General features: G+C 37.4%; 2 protein-coding genes. Both read left to right on the plus strand.

Annotation, left to right across the window (positions count from 1 at the left end; all coding sequences use genetic code 11):
• Positions 1-150 precede the first annotated feature (150 nt).
• Entirely contained in the window at positions 151-1,668 is a 1,518-nt protein-coding gene (istA, locus tag D2K40_RS16105; protein ID WP_229666815.1) for an IS21 family transposase, read from the plus strand.
• Positions 1,668-2,432 (plus strand): IS21-like element helper ATPase IstB, encoded by a 765-nt coding sequence (istB, locus tag D2K40_RS16110; protein ID WP_117157354.1) that lies wholly within the window; start codon positions 1,668-1,670, stop codon positions 2,430-2,432. The genes istA and istB overlap by 1 nt, the downstream gene beginning before the upstream one ends.
• Positions 2,433-2,567 lie beyond the last annotated feature (135 nt).

A 2,567-nucleotide genomic window follows, 5' to 3' on the forward strand; every position in this document is an offset into this window, starting at 1 on the left:
TGTATTTGATAAATTAGATTTGAGCCACTTTTCAATAGTTTGATCACATGAAAAATGAGCCACACAATTTCCAATTTTACAATCCTCTCTTATGATAGAAAGTGACCAAACTATCTATTCAAGAGAGAGGAAAGACAAAGGATGATTGAAATGGCTCAATATTATCGTATCAAATATTTAAAAGAGGTTGAAGAGTTATCTCAAAGAGAAATAGCAAAAAAGCTTGGTATTTCTAGGAATACTGTAAGTAAATATCTTAAAGAGGATCAACCACCAACAACTATTAACAGGCAAGTAGTTTATGGGACGAAACAGCATTCTGATGAAACCAAACGAGTACTACCAATTATTGATCAATGGATTGAAGATGATTTGAAAAGGTGGGGAAAGCAAAAACACACTGCTGTAAGAATCTATGAGAGGCTCGTTAACGAATATGAATTTAAAGGATCAGCATCAAATGTTAGAAAGATTGTCGCTAAACGCAGGAAAAAATTACAGGAAGTCTTCATACCTCTAGAATTTCAACTCGGCCAACAATTCCAATTCGACTGGGGAGAGGCCGACATTATACTACAAGGTCGAACTCGGAGAGTTTACCTCTTTTGCATCCAGCTTTCAGCAAGTCGAGTTAGATTTGTGAGAGCATACCTTCATGAAAAACAAGAGGCTTTCTTAGATGGTTTTGTTCATGCATTTGAGTTCTTTGGTGGTGTACCAACAGAAGGGCTTTATGACAATTTGAAAACAGCGGTAATAAAGATTCTACAAGGAAGAGATCGTTTAGAACAAGAAGCATTTCTAGCTTTACAAGCACACTATTTGTTTAAATCAGAATTTTGTAATGTCCGTTCTGGTAATGAAAAAGGACGTGTGGAAGGGACAGTTGGTTACATTCGAAGAAATGCCTTTGTCCCACTTCCAGAAGTTCGATCTTTAGACGAACTTAATGATTTCCTAAAGGAATGGTGTTTAGAGGAAGCACAAAGAAGAATGGTTCCTCATAAGAAAGAAACCGTTGCCCAAATGTGGGAGAAGGAAAAGACGTATCTCCACCCACTACCTGAACAAAGGTTTGAAGCTTGCAGGCTAGTATCTTGCTTAGTAAATAAAACGTCCTTAGTGACTATTGATACTAATCATTATTCTGTCCCCTGCCAATATGTTGGTCAAACAGTATGGGTGAAAATTTTTGTGGATCAGGTGATCGTTGTGGCTCAAAATGATGTGATCGCAAAACATGTACGGTCCTATGAAAAGAATGAATTATTTACTAGTCTTGATCATTACCTTGATGCATTACTTAAGAAACCACGGGCAATAAGGGATGCCCATGCATTTCATACATCTGAAATACCTGATGTATTTAAAAGATTTCATCGCAAGATGAGAGAACAAGAGGGAGCCATAGGTGATCGAAAGTTCATTCGTCTTCTTCTACTCCATAGAGAAATCGGATTGGAAAAGTTAACCGAAGCCTTAATTGAATCTGAAAAAACTCAAGTCTTTCGATATGAAGTAGTCCATGAAATGATCCATCGACTCACGAATAATACTTATCAGATTCAGAATCTTTCAACAGAGAAAACACCAACGAGTTTACTAGATTATAAAATTCAAAAGGCTAACGTAGCACAATACGGTCTACTCACAGGAGGAGAAAAATAATGACAACCACTCTACTCATAGAACATATGACGAAACAATTAAAAACACCGACGATTGCACAACATTATAAATCTCTCGCTAGAGAGGCTGAAGACCGTAACCTTAGTTATGAAGAATATCTATTGGCCCTATTAGAGTTAGAAGCACAGACTAGGGAGGAAAACCAAAGGCAGCGTCGCCTCAAACAGGCATCCTTTCCAGTACAAAAGACTTTAGATTCGTATGACTTTAGCTTAATGCCTAGCTTGAATAAGAATAAGTTTTTGACTTTATCTAAAGGTGAATTTGTAGATAAGAAAGAAAATATAATATTTCTAGGTTCCAGTGGGACAGGGAAATCCCATTTAGCAACAGGTCTTGGGATTGAAATGATCCAAAATGGTTATAAAGTAAAGTTTATTACTGCATCTGAATTAGTAGAGGAATTACTTATGGCGAAGGAAGAACATAAGCTTACCTCTGTGGATAAAAAGTGGCTCAAATTTGATGTGATCATAGTCGATGAACTCGGATATGTACCTTTCTCTAAGATCGGAGCAGAGTTACTATTCCAGTTCTTTTCAGGCAGATATGAACGGGCCAGTGTCATTATTACAACTAACCTTGAATTTTCAGAGTGGACCAAATTATTTGGCGATGACAAAATGACAGCTGCGCTCCTAGACCGACTTACTCATCGATCACACATACATCTCTTAAATGGTGAATCATATCGTTTTAGACAAAGCATGAAGCAAAATGAGGAGGACAATTTGGCACGATAAGTTTGGGGAGTATTGGCCCGAGAAGGGCCAATACTCCCCAAACTTCCATTCTCCCCCATTACTGGGAAATGGAATGTATAGAGTGGCTCACTTTTGAAGTGATCACTATGGCTCAATTTAATATTGACAAAAACA

This window comes from Paraliobacillus quinghaiensis (assembly GCF_003426025.1).
In the GTDB taxonomy this organism is placed as follows: Bacteria; Bacillota; Bacilli; order Bacillales; family Amphibacillaceae; genus Paraliobacillus_A; species Paraliobacillus_A quinghaiensis.

Bases quoted from the DNA above. Each gene is read 5' to 3' on its own strand.
- istA (WP_229666815.1), top strand. From the start codon at position 151: ATGGCTCAATATTATCGTATCAAATATTTAAAAGAGGTTGAAGAGTTA.
- istB (WP_117157354.1), top strand. From the start codon at position 1,668: ATGACAACCACTCTACTCATAGAACATATGACGAAACAATTAAAAACA.